At 53.2% G+C, this 17,151-nt stretch carries 15 protein-coding genes; 3 read left to right on the top strand and 12 right to left on the bottom strand.

All coding sequences use genetic code 11. The features are described from left to right. Positions 1-2 precede the first annotated feature (2 nt). On the top strand, positions 3-896 hold the full coding sequence (locus tag LOK74_RS05765) for a DNA-3-methyladenine glycosylase family protein (RefSeq protein WP_230045627.1): 894 nt from the start codon (positions 3-5) through the stop codon (positions 894-896). An 89-nt stretch (positions 897-985) separates the two neighbouring features. On the opposite strand, the gene LOK74_RS05760 is transcribed toward LOK74_RS05765, so the two are convergent. From LOK74_RS05760 to LOK74_RS05740, 5 genes are all read right to left on the bottom strand, one after another. Continuing rightward, positions 986-1,549 (bottom strand): UbiX family flavin prenyltransferase, encoded by a 564-nt coding sequence (locus LOK74_RS05760; RefSeq protein WP_230045626.1) that lies wholly within the window; start codon positions 1,547-1,549, stop codon positions 986-988. A 12-nt stretch (positions 1,550-1,561) separates the two neighbouring features. Then, positions 1,562-2,953, bottom strand: coding sequence for a UbiD family decarboxylase (locus LOK74_RS05755; protein ID WP_230045625.1), 1,392 nt, complete (start codon positions 2,951-2,953; stop codon positions 1,562-1,564). A gap of 72 nt (positions 2,954-3,025) precedes the next feature. Then, positions 3,026-4,912, bottom strand: a complete 1,887-nt coding sequence (locus tag LOK74_RS05750) for a TRAP transporter permease (RefSeq protein WP_230045624.1) — start codon at positions 4,910-4,912, stop codon at positions 3,026-3,028. A gap of 105 nt (positions 4,913-5,017) precedes the next feature. Beyond that, the gene (locus tag LOK74_RS05745) at positions 5,018-6,082 is read right to left on the bottom strand and encodes a TAXI family TRAP transporter solute-binding subunit (protein ID WP_230045623.1); all 1,065 of its coding nucleotides are present in this window, start codon (positions 6,080-6,082) and stop codon (positions 5,018-5,020) included. A 121-nt stretch (positions 6,083-6,203) separates the two neighbouring features. Next, positions 6,204-6,878 carry a DUF2848 domain-containing protein gene (locus LOK74_RS05740; protein ID WP_230045622.1) on the bottom strand — a complete coding sequence of 225 codons (675 nt, stop codon included), beginning with the start codon at positions 6,876-6,878 and terminating at the stop codon, positions 6,204-6,206. Positions 6,879-7,529: 651 nt separating this feature from the next. Between LOK74_RS05740 and LOK74_RS05735 the strand changes: the two genes are divergently transcribed. After that, a complete protein-coding gene (locus LOK74_RS05735; RefSeq protein WP_230045621.1) occupies positions 7,530-9,092 on the top strand; it encodes a hypothetical protein in 1,563 nt (520 codons plus the stop codon). A 96-nt stretch (positions 9,093-9,188) separates the two neighbouring features. Here the strand turns inward: LOK74_RS05735 and recG are convergent, their stop codons facing one another. From recG to LOK74_RS05705, 6 genes are all read right to left on the bottom strand, one after another. Continuing rightward, complete coding sequence (recG, locus tag LOK74_RS05730; protein ID WP_230045620.1) at positions 9,189-11,243, bottom strand: ATP-dependent DNA helicase RecG; 2,055 nt, start codon at positions 11,241-11,243, stop codon at positions 9,189-9,191. Between the two features lie 3 nt (positions 11,244-11,246). Then, positions 11,247-12,131: an L-serine ammonia-lyase, iron-sulfur-dependent, subunit alpha gene (sdaAA, locus tag LOK74_RS05725; RefSeq protein WP_230045619.1), complete on the bottom strand. Its 885-nt coding sequence runs from the start codon at positions 12,129-12,131 to the stop codon at positions 11,247-11,249. A 37-nt stretch (positions 12,132-12,168) separates the two neighbouring features. After that, entirely contained in the window at positions 12,169-12,834 is a 666-nt protein-coding gene (gene sdaAB, locus LOK74_RS05720) for an L-serine ammonia-lyase, iron-sulfur-dependent subunit beta (RefSeq protein ID WP_230045618.1), read from the bottom strand. Between the two features lie 206 nt (positions 12,835-13,040). Next, complete coding sequence (locus tag LOK74_RS05715; RefSeq protein WP_230045617.1) at positions 13,041-13,901, bottom strand: DegV family protein; 861 nt, start codon at positions 13,899-13,901, stop codon at positions 13,041-13,043. A 23-nt stretch (positions 13,902-13,924) separates the two neighbouring features. Next, the gene (locus LOK74_RS05710) at positions 13,925-15,634 is read right to left on the bottom strand and encodes a DAK2 domain-containing protein (RefSeq protein ID WP_420908777.1); all 1,710 of its coding nucleotides are present in this window, start codon (positions 15,632-15,634) and stop codon (positions 13,925-13,927) included. A 51-nt stretch (positions 15,635-15,685) separates the two neighbouring features. Further along, positions 15,686-16,051, bottom strand: coding sequence for an Asp23/Gls24 family envelope stress response protein (locus LOK74_RS05705; RefSeq protein WP_230045615.1), 366 nt, complete (start codon positions 16,049-16,051; stop codon positions 15,686-15,688). A 285-nt stretch (positions 16,052-16,336) separates the two neighbouring features. Between LOK74_RS05705 and rpmB the strand changes: the two genes are divergently transcribed. After that, complete coding sequence (gene rpmB / locus LOK74_RS05700; protein WP_230045614.1) at positions 16,337-16,525, top strand: 50S ribosomal protein L28; 189 nt, start codon at positions 16,337-16,339, stop codon at positions 16,523-16,525. A 101-nt stretch (positions 16,526-16,626) separates the two neighbouring features. Here the strand turns inward: rpmB and spoVM are convergent, their stop codons facing one another. After that, positions 16,627-16,710 (bottom strand): stage V sporulation protein SpoVM, encoded by an 84-nt coding sequence (gene spoVM, locus LOK74_RS05695; protein ID WP_023557299.1) that lies wholly within the window; start codon positions 16,708-16,710, stop codon positions 16,627-16,629. Positions 16,711-17,151 lie beyond the last annotated feature (441 nt).

The following is a 17,151-nucleotide window of genomic DNA, read 5'->3' as shown; positions in this document are numbered from 1 at the left end:
GCGTGAAACAGTTTACAAAGCAAGGTACACTATACCCGGCAGCTCCCTATGATTTCAACAAATCGGCTGCATTCCTACAAGGCTTTTCTCCGACAAAAGGCGAGCAGGCGACCGGAAGCAGCGAGATCGTCAAAGCGATCAAGTGGCAGGGACAAGTATTCGCTTTTTCTCTGCGTTCGACAGGTACCCTCGAACACCCTCGGCTCGTCTACACACTGTTTTCCACAGAGGCCATCACAGATAGTCAGCAGCGGGAGCTTGAGGAAAAAATCCGTTTTGTGTTTAGTCTCGACGATGAACTGCGTCCGTTTTATCAGTTGGGGAGCAAAGATCCGGTGTTTCAGCCGATCGTGGAGCGGCTGTACGGCTATCACCAGGTAAAGTTTTTGACACCGTTTGAAAACGCCTGTTGGGCTGTTCTCTCCCAACGGGTGCCGATGCCCGCAGCGAAAAGCGTCAAACAGGAGCTGTCCAGACGTTATGGCGGCAACGTAACGATCCATAACCAGCCGTATCCGGCTTTTCCCGAACCGGCCGACCTGCTGGCGGCAGACAGAGAGGAGATGCTAACGATCGTCGGTCAGCAAAAAAAGCAGGAATATCTGCTGGCTATGAGCGAAGCCTTTCAGCATGTAGGCGACGATTTCCTGCAGAGGGGCGACTACCAGCAGGTACGCCGCTTCTTGCTGGGGATCAAAGGAATCGGCGAATGGTCGGCGTCGTTCATTCTAATCCGAGGTTTAGGCAGAATGGAAGAACTCCCCACTGGTGAAGGCGCGCTAGAGCGAGTATATTCTCGATTGTACCGCAGACCGGCAGGAACAGGATGGCCCGATTACGGTCTGTGGCGGGGGTATTGGGCTCACTATCTACGGGCGAGCGAACTGTTTCGGTAATCGTGTGTATAACAGACGAGCGGCTGAGGTGTGTTCAGCCGCTTGTTGTGGCAAAAGCTTTCTTTTTGGCAAAACGTTTCGTTTTCTTTTTACTGCTTGCCCCATCTATTTACCCAATCAGGGTCTAAATCCAACTGGTCCAACACCCTGCCCACTGTATGGTTGACGATATCGTCAATTGATTTCGGCTGGTTGTAAAAGGCGGGCACGGGCGGGAAAACCATGGCCCCGGCCAGTATGACCGTTTCCATGTTTCTGACGTGGACGAGATTGAGTGGTGACTCACGTGTGAGCAGGATCAACTTCTTACGCTCTTTGAGCATCACATCAGCCGCTCGCGCAATCAGATCGGAAGCGAGCCCGGTTGCTATCCCTGCCAGGGTTTTCATACTGCAAGGGGCGATGACCATCCCATCTACCCGAAACGACCCGGACGAGATGGCAGCGGCCTGATTTTTTACACTGTACGAAACCGCAGCCATCTTCTTTACTTCCGGCAGGGTATACGATGTTTCCATCTGGATCGTCTTCTCCCCCCACTCGCTGATGATCAGATGAGTCTCTACACCTGCTTCGTTAAGTGCTTCCAGTAGACGAACCCCATAAATCGCGCCGGAACCGCCCGTAATGCCAACGATGATTTTTTTGTCCATCTGGTCCACCTGTCAATCCTCAGAGAAGCTGCGATCGTCTGCGAGCCGACTCTCAATATGTTGGTCGAAGTGGTACCCCTCCATACTGGGGATCCGCGTCACTTCATAATCCTCTGGCTCGGCACCTAGCGGAACCGTACAATCAAATCCCAGTTTGGAGCTTACCCCGTCATCGGCCGAGGGATCCAGTTTGGAACCAAGCGCACCGTGGACCACGACCAGGTCTCGTTCCGCCTGAAAGCGAGTCGCCACACACCATTCCACCTGATCCATGTCAAAAATATCGATCTCTTCATCGACCACGATTACTTTTTTCACATCATAATGGCCGGCAAAAGCAGCGAAAATCACATTTTTCGCTTCCCCTTCATTTCTCTTTTTCATGGAGACCACCAGATGGAACCTGCATTTGCCGCCCATCGTCAGATGTACGTTGCGAACAGTAGGAACTGTGTTGCGCAGCGCACGAAGCAGGCTGGCCTCACGCGGAATGGCTCCCAGCAGCAAGTTTTCATCCGAGCCAGCCAGGCAAGCTTGATAGATCGGTTTCTCCCGATGGGTGACACAGTGAATCTCGATCACTTCTTTGTTGCTTTTCGGTCCGTAATAGGCGGGAAACTCGCCAAACGGGCCTTCCGGTTCGCGAACGTGGGGAAGGATCTTGCCTTCCAATACAATCTCGGCATAAGCCGGCACATCGATGTTGACCGTCTTGCAGCGCACGACGGGAACGGCTTCCCCTCGCAGCCCGCCCGCGATCTCCAATTCGTCCTGGCCGAGCGGCGCGATCGCCTGGGACGCCAGCATCAATATCGGGTCCACTCCCAACACAATGGCAATCTCGAGCGGCTCCCCTTTCTCCTCCATTTTTTTAAAGGCAGCAAATGTGTGACGAGGCAGAATCAGCGCACCCAACCGGTTTTTGCCGGACACCTGCAAACGATGAATGGACACGTTTTGTTTCCCTGTTTCCGGGTCCCGGACGATCGCTAATCCTGCAGTGATGTAGGGACCGGAATCCTTCTCCTGATGCAGACAGATGGGGAACATCTTCATCAAGTCGATATCCTCGGTTACCACGTGTTGCTGAACAGGCGCTGCTTCACTTTTCACCATCTCAGACGGGATCGGATGATCGATGGCATGCAAAAACTTGTCGATCATCTCATCCGTCCGACAGCCCAGCGCTTCCGCAAAATGTTGACGTGTACTGGCGATGCCGGAGACGACAGGTATGGTGTACCCATCTACATCAGGGAAATACACCGGTCTGCTGCCGTCAAGATGCTTGGTATACGCTGCGATCTCATATCGGGTGGAAACCGGTTTGGTCACAACAGCCAATTCCTCTTTGTTATGCAAATAACGCAGCCATGCGCGAAGAGATTGAAAAGGTGCCGACAAGAAAAACGCCTCCATTCCTATTCCTCTGTCTTTGAGAGAAAAGCTTTGACGCTAATCGAAAACTTCCCGTGACTATAAAGACTCAACGGCAATCCGCTCTCCCTTTTTCTTCTCTTTCCATAGGAAAGCAAGCAGGACGATAAAGAGCAGAATCCCGATGATATCGGTTATCTGGCCGCGCACGATCATGGCCAGCCCTGTCGCCGCCAACAGTACTCGCTGCAGCATCTCGACCTTAACCAATAAGAAGCCGATGATTGCGCCGGACATGGCGATAAGACCCAACAGTGTCTTGATTGTCATCCAGATGATCTCCAGTGGATCTCCCACCAGAACCAGGGCTGGATTGAACACAAAAGAGAGCGGAATCAAAAATCCGGGTATGCACAAGAAAAAGGCGAGGTAACCGGTGCGATTGGCATCACATTGGGCGATGCTTGCCGCGCTGTAGGCTGCCAACGCAACAGGAGGCGTCACCATCGACAAGCACGCGAGATACAGGATGAACAGGTGGCTTGCGATGGGCTCAAACCCGAGACTTTGCAGGGAAGGAGCGAGCAAGACCGCGCCCATGATATAGGCAGAGGTGGTTGGCATCCCCATGCCAAGTATGATGCATCCCAGACAAACCAGCAGAACGGAAAGCAGCGGTATGCCGAACGAGTAGTTCACAATCATGCTGCTGAACTTCAAGCCCAGTCCGGAATGAATGATCACACCCACGACGATGCCAGCCACGGCACACGGGATAGCTACCTGGATCGCCTGTTTAGCGCCATCGACCAGTGCGTCCAAAATGTCTGTCACACTCATCCGTGTCGCCTTTCTCAAAAAACTGACCGCCACGATCGTCACGATCGACCAGAAGGCTGACAACTGCAGGGTTTTTCCGGAGAAAATCAGGATGATCAGGATAGCCAACGGCAGCAGCAAATGAAGGCGGCCTAGCAGCTTTTCCTTTGTCTGCTCAGCCGCTTTATCGCTTGTGTTGTCCGGACTAGCTTGCAGATTTTTTTTGCCTGCTTCCAGATGTACCATCACGTAAAGCGACACAAAGTACAGGACGGCAGGGATAAGCGCCGCCAGAGCAACATCCACATACGGGATGCCAACCGTATCGGCCATGATGAAGGCGGCCGCCCCCATAATCGGCGGCAGGATTTGTCCCCCTGTGGAGGCAAGCGCTTCAATGGATGCCGCAAAGGTTGGTGTGTAGCCAGCCCGCTTCATCAGAGGAATCGTGAATACCCCTGTACTGACGACGTTGCCGATCGCACTGCCGCTGATCGTGCCCATACCGCCGCTGCCGAGAATCGCCGCTTTGGCAGGCCCTCCTTTCGACCGTTTCGTCATTTTGAAGGCAAGATCGATGAACAGTTTCCCCCCGCCCGATCGGTCCAGAAACGCGGCAAACAAGACGAAGTAAAAGACGTAATCAACCGACACACCGATCGGAACGCCCAGGATTCCTTCTAACGAGAAATACATGATCTCAACCATCCGCTTGAGGGAAATACCCGTATGCGCTAATGGTCCGGGGAAATACGCCCCTGCAAACGCGTAAAAGAGAAAAAATACCGCTAAAATGGTCATCGCTTTTCCCACTGTACGCCGGGATGCTTCTAGGATCAGCAGCGTGATCGAAATGCAGACGGCATAGTCCATCGCCGTTAGTTCGCTGACGAACTGAATGCGGGAGACAAGTCTGTCCGCTTCAAAGTAGATGTATAGGCCAGATGCTATAGAAACCAAGGCAAACAGATAGTCGAGTTGTCGAACCAACCCGTTTTTCGCATTCTCTCCTCGCCGCACTAGCAGAAATGTTAGAGCAAGTGCGAAGGCGACGTGAATGGAGCGTTGCAGCTGGGCTGTCAAGGGACCGACCGCTGCAAGGTACAATTGGAATAAAGCCCATATGATCGCAACCAGCGGTACCCATCGCAAGTATTTTCTAGCCATTATTTCGCCTCCCGGCCAAAACATGGGATGTCTTTCAGAGTGGAGCACATCATGTCGAACGTTTGCGTCCTGCCCGCCCGGACAGGACGCAAACGATTCGTTTGGTCATTCTTTCAGGATGCCTGCTTCACGGTAGTAACGCTCTGCGCCAGGGTGCAGCGGGACGCCGAGCAACTCCGGGTTGGCCGCTTCCTGCGGATCAAAATCGTTTACTGATTTATGCCCGTTCACCAGCGCCTCCTTGTTCTCGTTCACCGCTTTCGTGAGCTGATAGACCAGTTCTTCGTCCATATCTTTATGCGTGATGTAGCTTACGACAAAGCCGACCGTATCGACTTCCTGTTCCTGCCCTTTAAACTGCCCGCCGGGGAATCCGATGTTCTTATAGCCGTACTGTTTAAACCACTCGCGGACCTCATCCTCAATTCCCATCACCGCAATGTCTGTCTGCAAGGCGATCTCCGTAATCACCGGATGTGCCTTGCTCATCGCCAGCACGTGCAGGTCGGCCGTTCCGTTTTGGAATGCCGTTTTGATCACATCGTTGGAGGTGAGTTCGACAGAACCGCCAAAACTCTTGACGGTGTCGTAGTCCAATCCGTATGCATCCAGAACCATTCTGGTGTTGTACTCCGCCAGCGAACCGACTGGATTGGTGATGATACGCACAGGGATCTTCTTTTCTTTGATGTCTGCGATCGAGTCGATTCCATGTTCCTTTAAAAAGTCGGTCCTGGCGATAATGCCAACGTAATACTGGTTGATCCCACCAACCAATGCGCGGATGTCAGGATACTTCTTGTCGTATGCGACCACACCATCGCTTGCCCACTTGTTGGCAATGTTAAAGCTGACCGCAAAATCGGCTTCTTTTTGCGCCACCAATTCAATGTTCCCGATACCACCAGCAAATGGCAGAACTTCCAAGTTGATATTGGAACCATTGTTTTTCAGCACTTCAGCCAACGCTGCGGTAAACATGTACCAGGAGGTTTGTGTGTTATTGGACGCCACTTTTAGGTGGATCGGTCCACCATTGTCAGCGGGTTGTCCGGTCGAAGGCGAGCCCCCGGCATCGGAAGCTGGGCTGCCGCAACCAGCCGCTATCCATACAAAGCAAAGGAGAAGTGACGCCCATACCATCCAGCGGTAAGTGATGTTCTGTTTCATGTTGATTGCCCCCTTGTGACAAAAATGAAGAGTCGTTCTTCTTTCTCGGAACGGTTCGATGCCCGTTCATGGATCCAACCTGTAAAGATGCGCGACGTGCTATCCTGCACCGCCGACCTGGCTAATCTTGCTCCGCATCTTTTAAGTGTTTGATCTGATAAGAAAGCTGGATGGAGCGATTGTTCCGCTCGTCAAGCAGTTCAGCACGGAAGGATTCGCCGAACTGGAACTGTCCCTCTACCAGCGGCAGCGTACCACAGAATAGAGCGATGCCCGGAGCTGCATAACCTCGCTCCCGGACGATTGCGAGCAGCTCATCCGGGTTGAGGAAGGCCCCTAGCTTTCCGGATTGATACAACCGTTCCTCGCCGTCCACTGTTACCCAACTTCGCATCTCTATCTCGTCCCAACGATCACTGATCGAATCAAGCAGCCACACTTCTTTGGCAATCGGCTTGCCGCAGGCCTGCTTCGATTTTTGGATCGAGACCGCCTCTAGAACCCGATCGGTATGGTCACTGCCAAGACCTATGTACCATCTGCCATCAACGTCCAACAGAACAGCTTCTGCCTCGCCGCTGCTGTCGTTTCGAACAACCGTAATCTCCTCTGCGGTTTGCAGCAGTTCAGGCGATACGTCGTAGATCATCGGAACCCGCCTGGGAGCAGGCACGCCTAGTTCTCGCAACTCATCAATGTGCTGCTTCACCGCCGCTTGGTCTTTTGCCGTATAGCCAGCGATAACGAGCCTTTGTGGAGACCAGCGGATTGTCGCATCCCAAGTAAAAAGCTGCATAAAACACCTACTCTCTCATCTGATTGATCGACTCCAGAACGCGTATGACGTTGGGCCCACAAACATATCCTGCATGACACGAAGATCCTAACATGCCCGGTTTATGCGTGTTGCTACTCCCCCTTCCGACACCTACGGCGATATCTGCGGATCGGCTGTTTGATTCGCTCTTCTGACAGTGTCCTGACTGCAATGGTTTCAGCGCCGACTGAAAATGCTTGGCCGAAAACGGATTACACATTCAGAATAAAGAATATTGTGTTGTGTATACACAATACGATGTGAAAAAAAGAGAGTTGCGTAGGGCAGGGCCATGGGCAGCACCCTCCTGCAAACGGTCTCCATTTCCTTCTTCGGTGATCGCAGATTCTCTTGAAGCCCTTGCGGATCAGGAATGACCCCTCTCTTTATGTATACACAGTACTACATACATAATACTAAGGTCAAGGATAATTTCAGAACATTCATAATAAACGGCAGATTGGCAACTACCCTTCTATTGCGAATGTTTCATCGGCCGACTGCATACTGGGAGCACGACATAAAATACGCTGCCTGGACACCCGACAACCGTCCCTGCACGTGAAACGAAGCGCCGCACAACATCGTATAACGGATATGGAGCAAATACGACAAGAAGGAAGGGCGATGATGAGACAACGACTTTTATTCCTGATTCTGCCTGTTGTGGCATTACTGACGGCCTGCTCACTCTCAACATCTGATACTTCACCTCCACCATCCCAGACCGGACCTGATCCCAACTCAGCCCCATCCGCTGCATCAGGTGACCCAATCAACTTGTCGTCCTCGGGATCCGAACCATTGGCACAGATTCCGTTTGACTACGCCGCGATGAAAGAGCCCGTCCTGATCCAATGGGAAAAAGATCCCCGGATTCATTCACCGATTCAGAGCGTTGTGGCAGACACTCCGCAGCACTTTTTCCTTTTTTTCCGCGAACCGATGGATCGTTCGTCTGTGGAGGACGCACTCAAGCGGCAGGCGGCAGAACACTTCCATCCACTGATCCCGACATTTGCGTATCAGTGGGCCTCGGATCGTCAATTGCGGCTAACCGTAGAGATCCCCAAAGCAGCAGAACCTGACATTGGCTCTCGCTCCTATCTGCTCAGTGTAAATGGAGCGATTACGAAAAGCGGAACCGTACTGCAGGAACCGCCTTCTCTAGTGGCTGTTGTCTACACCCCTTCTCAACTGTGGAAGGTGTCAACAGACGGAGAGGAAAAGATCCAACTTCGTGCTTTTGATCTTTCTTATCCCACTGCTTCGTTTATCGGTCCCGATAAACGTTACCTGCTGCTGAGCCGATATAAAGAGTACTGCGAGTGTGACGCACGACTGGAGCGGTTGTATGCTCTGTACGACACGGAGCAGAACGAGCTGATTCCCTATCCGATTCCGCTGCAAACCCACTATCTGGGCGAAGGAACGTTCACAGCCGATACACGCGGCTTCTTTTACGCCAAGTCAACTGCTGATGTCACGGTACCAACCAGTGACACGACAGTGAATGTACAGGTAGACGGTTATGTGCACGGTGCCAACTTCAGCCGGGACCACTCCCACCTGATCATGGCTGTCGGAGCAAAAGAACAAAGAAAAGATTTCGATCTGCTGATTTACGATCTGAAGACGCAAAACGTCCTTCGGTTGCCGAATGCGATCAAAGGAGAAGAGCCACGCAGTGCACTGGACGATGCGGAGATCGGCATTGCTTTTTGGGACGACGGTGATTCCGTCCATTTTGCCGCCGTAGACGGGGAAACATATCAAGAACGACGTTACCAGTATTCCTGGCAGACGCAAAAGATCACTGACTGGAGTCCACCCGTACAGCCCCAGGACTGGTCCGGATTCTCCTCCTCCAGTGACGGCCTGTACCGGTTGTACCCCAACGCCGGGCTGTACAAAGGCAAACAGCTTGTGGAGGGAGAGCGGATATACGACGGCGTCTGGCTGGACGGAACGCACACCATCCTCTACAAACAATTCGTGCAGTCGACAGACAACCGGCCTCATACAGTCAGCATCCAATCGTTTGATGCGGATACGGGAGAACAGCGGACGCTCATCGAAGGACTGCACCACTATACGCAATTGGTTGGCACCAGTGCGGACGGCAAATGGTTCTATCTGATGACAGTGGAACCACTCGATGCAGCAGGCGATTCGAATACGGCAAAAAAATAGTGCAACACAAACAGGTTGTCAGGACATCCCGACAACCTGTCTTTTTATGAAATCATCGTAAGCCGATCTTGGACTCCCGCTCCCTATATTGATTTGTTAATCCAGCACCGTCCCCTCCAGAATCCCCTCTCGTCTCAACAGATTGCGCAGCGCCTCAAATTCTGGACCTCGCCAAAAGTGATCGCTTGCGACCAATGATGCCGCTTCCTGCCGGGCTACTTCCAACGCCTTGTAATCGGTGGTCAGGTCAGCTACTTTAAACTCCGGCAGGCCGCTCTGCTTGGTGCCAAAGAAGTCACCCGGTCCGCGCAGCTCCAGATCGCGCTGTGACAGCTCAAAACCGTCATTGGTCTCACACATCACCCGCATCCGTTCGCGACCTACTTCTGTTTTCGGATCGGCAATCAGTACGCAGTACGACTGGTCTGCCCCCCGCCCAACCCGTCCCCGCAGTTGGTGCAGTTGGGCCAGGCCGAACCGCTCGGCATCGTAGACGACCATATACGTAGCGTTGGGGACATTGACGCCTACCTCAACAACGGTTGTGGAAACCAGCACCTGAAGCTCCCCAGAAGCAAATCGCTGCATCACATCGTCCTTCTCTTTGGCAGGCAATCGCCCATGCATCAGTCCAACGCGGTACTGGCGGAAGTAGGTTGTCAGCTGTGCGTGGACGTCTATCGCGTTTTGTACGTCCAACTTGTCGGACTCTTCGATCAAGGGACAGATCACATAAGCCTGACGGCCTCTATCCAGTTCACGCCGCATCTGTTCCAAGACTAGGTGGAACTGCTCATGCTTGGCCCAGCTTGTCTCCACTGGTTTGCGTCCTGCAGGGAGTTCGTCAATCGTCGAGACATCCATGTCGCCAAAAGCGGTAATCGCTAGTGTGCGGGGAATCGGTGTCGCCGTCATAAACAGTACGTCGGGGGAAAACCCCTTGCTGCGTAAAATCCGCCGCTGCTCTACACCGAAGCGGTGCTGCTCATCGGTGATCACCAGCCCCAAGCGGCGAAAATAGACATCCTCTTGAATCAACGCATGGGTCCCGACTGCCACGTCAATCAGTCCCATTTGCAGCCCATCGATCACGTCACGCCGCTGCTTGGCTGTCAGCGAACCGCTCAGCAGGGCAACCTGTATGCCGCACGGTTCCAGCAGAGAACGGAGGGACTGCAGGTGCTGTTCGGCCAGTATCTCCGTCGGCACCATTAACGCACCTTGAAATCCTGCTTTAACACTTGCCAACAAGGCGATGGCCGCCACTACCGTTTTGCCGGACCCTACATCTCCCTGCAGCAGCCGGTTCATCGCATAGTTGGCTTGCATGTCGTCGAGAATCTCCTTGATGACCCGTTTTTGCGCCCCGGTCAGCGAAAACGGCAGAGAGCGGATAAAGCTGCGCACCTCTTCCATCGGAATCTGCTGAGCCACTCCCTCCGTCTGCTGGCGGGTGATCCGACGATACGCCTGGATTTTGAGCTGGAACAAAAAAAGTTCCTCAAACATGATCCGCCTTCTTGCCTGTCGCCCCTCCTCCAGATCGCCGGGCGCGTGGATGGCACGGATTGCCTGTGCACGCGGCATCAGCCGGTAGCGCTCCACCAGTTCTGACGGCAGGGTCTCGGTGACGTGATCACCATATTGAGTCAGTGCCTGGTCGATCAGCTTGCGCAGAAAAGCAAGCGAGACACTCCCAGACAGCGGGTATACAGCGGCCAGGTCGGATCGCTTGCGGGCACGTGGTGAATCGGCATCCATTAATTCTGATACGATGATCTGCAGTTTGTGCTTGTCCCATTTTCCGGTCACGACAACCTGCTTTCCAGGAGAGAGATGTTTTTTTACAAAAGGCTGGTTAAACCAGACACCTGTCACCGCGACCCGGTCGATCACCAGACGGACCGTCAACCGGGATTTTTTTTTGCCGTAGAAACGAACGGAGGGCTCACTGTAGACCGTCGCCACAAGCGTAACCCTCTCCCCGTCCTTCACTTCGCTTAGGTCGCGTATCCGGTAATCTTCGTAACGGACCGGAAAATACTCCAGCAAATCCTGGATCGTCTCGATACCTAATGCTTTCAGATCATTCGCCCGCTCCTCGCCCACCCCGTACAGGCAAGTTACGGACGACGCCAACACTTCGTTCATCGTTTACTGATTTAACGGCACTCCAAAGATTTTGGCCTCGATCTGGCGACCAGTCTGTGTCGCGGCCAGACCGCCTTGTGCCGTCTCTTTGAGTGCAGTCGGCATCGTACAGCCAATGCGATACATCGCCAGAATCACTTCGTCCGTCGGGATAACACTTTTAATCCCGGCCAGAGCCATATCGGCCGCAACGGTGGCAATCGCCGCCCCCATCGCATTCCGCTTGACACACGGCACTTCTACCAGTCCGGCAACGGGGTCGCACACCAGACCAAGCATATTTTTCAAAGCAATCGCCACAGCCTGCGCCGACTGCTCTGGGGTTCCTCCAGCCATCTCCACAATCGCTGCCGCCGCCATCGCTGTGGCTGACCCAACCTCCGCCTGACAGCCGCCCGCTGCCCCGGAGATAAATGCGTTGTTGGCAATACAGTAGCCGATCGCTCCCGCTGTGAACAGGAAGTTTACCATCTCTTCCCGGGTGGGATTCAGCTTTTTTGACACAGCAAACAGCGTACCTGGCACAATGCCGCATGCTCCAGCCGTTGGCGTAGCGACGATCGTGCCCATCGCCGCGTTTACCTCATTGACGGCAGTAGACATACTGACAGCGTTCAGCAGCGTCTCACCGGAGAGATAGGGCTTTTCCTGCATATAGGTTTGCAGCCGTTTGGCATCTCCGCCGGTCAGCCCGCTGTGTGAGCGGATATCTTCCGTCAAACCGCGCTGGACCGCTTTTTCCATCACATCCAGGTTGTTGTACATCTGATTCATGATCTCTTCTCGTGTGCGCTGGGACACTTTCATCTCGGCTTCTATCATCACGTGCGAAATCGGCTTTCCCTGTGACTCAGCCAGTTCGACCAGTTCTGCCACATTGCGAAACATGGAGCCCACTCCTTTGAGAGGTTGTGTTTGTTTGGTACTAGGTTGGCAGCAGTACGGATACACCCCGGATGTGGGGGATCTGCTCAATCTCTTCGACTGCCCCCTCACCAACCTCCGAATCCACTTCGATCACCATCAGCGCCTCGTCGCCGCGGTCACGGCGCGACACTTCCATGTGCCCGATGTTGATCTCGTACTTGGTCAGGATATTGGAGACGGCGGCAATCATCCCATAACGATCTTCGTGCAGCACCATCAAGGTATGGGCATTGCCCGACAACTTGAGTGGAAACCCATTGATCTCGGTTATCTCTATCTTACCCCCGCCGATGGAAACACCCGCAACTTCCAGGCTGCCCTGATCATCGCTTAGTTGAATCCGCGAGGTGTTGGGGTGATCCGTCATCTCGTCAGATGTGCGCAATATTACTTCAATCCCGCGTTCCTTGGCAATCTCAAAGGAATCCTTCATCCGCAGGTCGTACGTATCAAAGTCGAGAATACCGGCAACAGTTGCCACATCGGAACCATGCCCCTTGTACGTCTTGGCAAACGAACCGTAAAAGGTAATGACGGCCCTCTTCGGCTCCCTGCCAAATACGGTCCTGGCAACCCGGCCGATCCGCGCTGCCCCTGCTGTATGCGAACTGGACGGTCCAACCATGACCGGTCCGATAATGTCAAATACACTCTTGTACTTCATGTATACTCTCCTCCCGTCTCGATTCGGGAAACGATTAGATCAGAGATAATCAAGGTCATACTCTATTGTATCGCAATCCCCGTTGGAAGCGCTACACCCAATCACGAAGGCGGCAATCCCCCAAACGCAAAAACGCGCATGACTCACATGGAGTATGCGCGTACGCAATCAAGAAATCATATTTTCTTCCTACCCCTGCCTTCAGACTACCGGTCTTTCACGATCAGGCAGCCAATGGTGCCAGGTCCGGCGTGCGTCCCGATTACAGGGCCGATCTCCGCGACAAACGATTCCGTGACTGGAAGCTCACCTTTGATCTGCTCCAGCAAATCTTCTGCAACCGTCCGCGAATCGGCATGAACAACTGCTACTTTGACCGGTTGATCCTGCGCGTACGCCCTTAACTCCTCCTTGATGCGGGCGATGGCCTTTTTGCTTCCCCGAACACGTTCAAACGGCGTCACGACACCAGTCGGATCCAGCGTGAGGATCGGCTTGATATTCAACAAGGAGCCCAGCAGCGCCGAAGCTTTGCCAATCCGTCCCCCTTTTTGCAAGTATTCCAGGGTATCCACCATGAAGTACACCTGGATGTCATGCAGCAGCCGTTCGATCAGGTCAAGCACCTGCTGCTTGCTTTTCCCCTCCCGGACAGCCCGGGCCGCTTCCACCACAACAAGCCCGTGAACGAACGATGCCTTCTTGGAATCAATCAGCGTAATGTCAATCGGATCATCCAACATCGATTTGCCGATGACCGCTGATTGGTAGGTACCGGACAGCGCAGCAGATAAAAAGATGCCAATAATCTGCACTTCGGAACCGTGTTTCGCTGCAATCTTTTGGTATGTATCGGCGAATTCAGCCGGTGATGGCTGCGACGTGGTCGGCATCACCTCAGACTGCTTCAATCGCTTGTAAAAGTCCCCCGCCTGGATGGTTACACTGTCCAAAAAACTTTCGGAACCAAACAACACCTTGAGCGGCACCATTTCGATATCAAGCGACTGACGCATGGAGGCATCAATGTCGGCCGCACTGTCTGTCAAGATTACGATAGGCTTCATGCCTGCACCTCTTTCAACAACGTTTATTCGACTGAGATGATGAACGGATAGAGAGGTTGTCCGCCGGGCAGTACTTCCACTTCCACATCGGGGTGAGCATCTGCCAACGTCTGTTGCAGTGTGTTGGCCTGTTCTTCCGTAACATCCTCACCGAACAAGATCGTCACGATCTCTGTCACCTCGTCGACAAGCTGTTCCAGCAGCTGCTCGGCACTTCTCATCATATCAGACTCCGCGGTGACAATCGTTCCGTCAGCGATGCCGATGTAGTCGCCTTCCTTGATCTGTACATCGCCCATTTGGGTGTCGCGCACCGCATGTGTCACCAGACCTGTCTTCACTTGTTTGCCAGCTTCGGTCATCGCCTCTACGTTGCTCTCCAGATCGGCTCCACCGTTAAAGGCGACCAGTGCCGCCATCCCCTGCGGGACGCTTTTTGTCGGGACGACACCTGCGGGAACTTCTGAAAGCACCGCCGCTTGCTGAGCAGCCATCACAATGTTGCTGTTATTGGGCAAAAGGATTACTTGCTCGGCGTTGCATTCCGAAATCGCTTTCAACAAATCTTCCGTACTGGGGTTCATCGTTTGTCCGCCTTCCACCACGACGTGCACCCCAAGGCTCCGGAAAATCTCGGCAATCCCGCCCCCGGCGGCTACGGCGACAATGCCGTATGGCTGCAACTCCTGCGCCTCTTGTGACACTCCGGCAGTTGGCGCAGAAACGGCTTCATCTTCTACCTGGGTTGCCGTTTTTTGCTTTTCCGTCTGATTGGCATCGTCTTGAACGATGGCGGCATGCTGCTCGCGCATGTTGTCGATTTTGATCCGATGCAGACTGCCAAACTGCTGGGCGTAATTCAACACCTCACCTGGATTTTCGGCGTGGATGTGCACTTTGACCACTTCATCGTCCGTCACTACCAAGAGGGAGTCGCCCATTCCATCCAGTTTGGTGCGGAACAGCGACTCTACGAACGGTTTCTTGTTCGCTTCCGTGCTGCGGGTCAACCAAACCATAAACTCGGTGCAGTAGCCAAAGGTGATATCCTCCGTCTTCAGATGAGCCTGGGCACGATGCTGTTCAGCGACGATCTGCTCCATCTCGCCTGCGATGGCAGGCGGACTGGGCTGCTTTTCCCACGTCGGGGCTGTCTCTCCTTTTAATGTACGGAGAAATCCTTCATAAATAAAAACAAGGCCTTGGCCTCCGGAATCGACCACACCGACTTCTTTTAAAATAGGCAGCATGTCAGGTGTGCGTGCGAGGGTTTCCTGTGCCTGTTCATACGTCTGTTCCATCACCTTGGTCACGTCGTCCGTTATGCGAGCGGTGCGGACCGCCATCTCCGCCGCTTCCCGCGCAACCGTCAAAATGGTTCCCTCAACCGGTTTCATAACTGCTTGATACGCCGTGTCGACACCTGCTTTCAACGCATCGGCAAATTGTCGGGCGTTAATCTCACGCTTGCCGCTGACCGCTTTGTAGAAGCCGCGAAACAATTGGGAGAGAATCACCCCGGAATTGCCTCGCGCTCCCATCAGCAGCCCCCTGGCAAACGCAGAGGCGGCTTCGCCAATCTCCTCCCGCTCTTTGCGGGCAAGCTCGTCCACACCAGAACTAATGGTGAGATTCATGTTGGTGCCCGTGTCGCCATCCGGCACGGGGAATACGTTGAGCGAGTCAACGGTATGTACATGATGTTTCAGCTGGCCGGCGCCCTGGTAGACCATCTGGCTGAACAGTTCGCCACCGAGAAGCTTATGTATCACTCACGTTCCTCCTTACGTGTCCCTATCTGTACGGACTCCCTGCACAAAGATATTGATCGTGGTAGCCTCGATACCAACGGTTTGTTCCAATGTATAGCGAACGCGCCGCTGCACGTTGCCAGCCACTTCAGAGATCTTCGTTCCATAGCTGACAATGATATGCATGTCCAGGCTGACTTCGTCACCTTCACTGCGAACGACAATCCCCTTGCTCAGGTTTTCCAGCCGCAGCAATTCGGCGATGCCATCCTTGAACGCTTTGCGCGATGCCATACCAACTAGTCCAAACACTTCCATCGCCGCACCTCCGGCGATTCGTGCGATTACTTCTTCCGTGACATCAATCTTACCCAGAGGAGTACTGATTTCCACTGCCATGCAAGGACCCTCCTTTTGGAAGCCATTGGATATAAAAAGTGCAGATCTCTTGTACCACCTGTACGTACAAGAACGGAACATGGCACAATCTGCTGTTTACAGTGCCTTCCTACAATTTTACTACATGCTGTACTGGAATGTGAAGTGATTTCGCCATGTACGGCCAACGATACCTTATTGTGTCAAGTCTTGCAATTGACACAGCGATGTGCTACTATATTCAAGTGTTTGTACGGTACAGATCATACCATTCGTCTCACGATGCTTCAAGGGAGGTGGAAACTGATGGCACGCAGATGTTATGTTACTGGCAAGTCCGCGAAAGCTGGCAACGCACGCTCTCACTCCATGCGCGCTTCTCGCCGCAAATGGGGTGTTAATGTACAAAAAGTGCGCATTCTCGTTGACGGTAAACCGAAACGTGTATATGTAAGCACAAAAGCGCTGAAGTCCGGTTTGGTGACTCGCGTATAAATAAGTGGATCAAACCATTGTGATATTGTCGTAAAAAAAGCACCCGTGCAGGTGCTTTTTTATTTTTACCTTCTTCCGCCCGGAAGGCTGCCCCATTCTACTCACTTCTTTTTGTTGAACGCCTCAATCACCGCGCGGATCATGCCGCCCAGGAATTTTGGCAGCTTGATCGTATAAAATCGCATACGAACCCCTCCTTATGAGTTACTTGTGATGAAAGAGAAACCAACCAGCCGCTATCAGTGCAATTCCTGTGGCGGTATACCAGACCCACTGAGGCGCTGTGCTGAGGAGAATGGTTAGCCCTCCGACGGCAAGAATGATTCCAAGTACTCGTTTAAGGGCGAACCCTTGTCGCATTCGAAAGGAACGAAATCCCATGTCATACCGCACCTCCCTTAAGGGCAAACCGAAATCATTGTTATTACATCATATTCCGTACCATTACAAACATGAGCCCTGTTCAACGGAGAAATACGAAAAAGAGGGTATGACAACGACTACCATTACCTGATCAGTATATGCCCCCAGAAGCGAATCGTTCCTGCGACCAAGGTCACAACCGACATAAACTTACACCCGGTTCGGATATCTTTCTGCAGCGGACAATGAAGCGAAGGGCTCCC

The organism is Brevibacillus humidisoli, assembly GCF_020923435.1.
GTDB classification, from domain to species: domain Bacteria; phylum Bacillota; class Bacilli; order Brevibacillales; family Brevibacillaceae; genus Brevibacillus_E; species Brevibacillus_E humidisoli.
Note: the sequence above shows the minus strand (reverse complement) of the source record. Positions and strands in the feature narration are given on the sequence as shown.

Excerpts from the sequence above, each read along its gene's own strand:
- LOK74_RS05760 (WP_230045626.1), bottom strand. The coding sequence starts at position 1,549 with ATGGACAAAAAAATCATCGTTGGCATTACGGGCGGTTCCGGCGCGATT.
- LOK74_RS05750 (WP_230045624.1), bottom strand. The coding sequence starts at position 4,912 with ATGGCTAGAAAATACTTGCGATGGGTACCGCTGGTTGCGATCATATGG.
- LOK74_RS05745 (WP_230045623.1), bottom strand. The coding sequence starts at position 6,082 with ATGAAACAGAACATCACTTACCGCTGGATGGTATGGGCGTCACTTCTC.
- LOK74_RS05740 (WP_230045622.1), bottom strand. The coding sequence starts at position 6,878 with ATGCAGCTTTTTACTTGGGATGCGACAATCCGCTGGTCTCCACAAAGG.
- LOK74_RS05735 (WP_230045621.1), top strand. The coding sequence starts at position 7,530 with ATGAGACAACGACTTTTATTCCTGATTCTGCCTGTTGTGGCATTACTG.
- recG (WP_230045620.1), bottom strand. The coding sequence starts at position 11,243 with ATGAACGAAGTGTTGGCGTCGTCCGTAACTTGCCTGTACGGGGTGGGC.
- sdaAA (WP_230045619.1), bottom strand. The coding sequence starts at position 12,131 with ATGTTTCGCAATGTGGCAGAACTGGTCGAACTGGCTGAGTCACAGGGA.
- sdaAB (WP_230045618.1), bottom strand. The coding sequence starts at position 12,834 with ATGAAGTACAAGAGTGTATTTGACATTATCGGACCGGTCATGGTTGGA.
- LOK74_RS05715 (WP_230045617.1), bottom strand. The coding sequence starts at position 13,901 with ATGAAGCCTATCGTAATCTTGACAGACAGTGCGGCCGACATTGATGCC.
- LOK74_RS05710 (WP_420908777.1), bottom strand. The coding sequence starts at position 15,634 with ATGGTCTACCAGGGCGCCGGCCAGCTGAAACATCATGTACATACCGTT.
- LOK74_RS05705 (WP_230045615.1), bottom strand. The coding sequence starts at position 16,051 with ATGGCAGTGGAAATCAGTACTCCTCTGGGTAAGATTGATGTCACGGAA.
- rpmB (WP_230045614.1), top strand. The coding sequence starts at position 16,337 with ATGGCACGCAGATGTTATGTTACTGGCAAGTCCGCGAAAGCTGGCAAC.
- spoVM (WP_023557299.1), bottom strand. The coding sequence starts at position 16,710 with ATGCGATTTTATACGATCAAGCTGCCAAAATTCCTGGGCGGCATGATC.